This window comes from Rhizobium sp. 01T444 (assembly GCF_056398305.1).
The window spans coordinates 1-607 of the sequence record NZ_JBFTPD010000272.1 but is presented as its reverse complement, the minus strand read 5'-3'; the positions used below and the strand labels follow the sequence as shown (position 1 = coordinate 607).

The following is a 607-nucleotide window of genomic DNA, read 5'->3' as shown; positions in this document are numbered from 1 at the left end:
CCGCCGCAGCGGCCGATGCACTGGAGACGGGGCGCAAGGCGGAACCGCTGGCGGAACTCGGCTGGCAGTGCGCGTTACGATACAGCGGATGATCATCGCCTCGGACAACGTCAGCGAGCAGGAGGACCGCAGCGCAGCCGACGTTGTCTTGACCGGCATTCTTTACGCGTTGGAAGCGCGCCAATTGGTTCCCGGTCAGCGCCTGGTGGAAGTGGACCTGGCGGCATCGTTCGAAGTCAGTCGCAATTCAGTGCGCGAAGCGTTGCAGCGGCTTGCAGCGGAGGGGGTCGTCGAACTGTCGCGACACAAGGGAGCCGCCATCCGGCTGCTCTCCTTGCAGGAGACGCTGGACGTGCTCGATGTAGCGGAGCGCATCAGCGGACTGCTGGCCAAGGCAGCGGCTCGCGCGGTGGGCCAAGGCGCTGACGGGGAGTCGTTGGCGGCCGCAGTCGGCGCGCTGGTCGCCGGCGCCGACGCTGGCGACTCGGCGGCTTTTGCAAAGGCGAGGCGCGCGTACTATCGCGCCCTGCTCTCGCTCGCAAACAACCGCGAACTGCGGCGCCTGTTCGCGAGCATCCAAATGCCCATCGTCTATGCGCAGTACACC

General features: G+C 66.7%; 1 protein-coding gene. It reads left to right on the top strand.

The genetic code is table 11. The features are described from left to right. Positions 1 to 88 precede the first annotated feature (88 nt). Positions 89 to 607, top strand: a 519-nt coding sequence (locus AC1DTN_RS38405) for a GntR family transcriptional regulator (RefSeq protein WP_477925436.1), incomplete at its 3' end; no start/stop codon positions are given.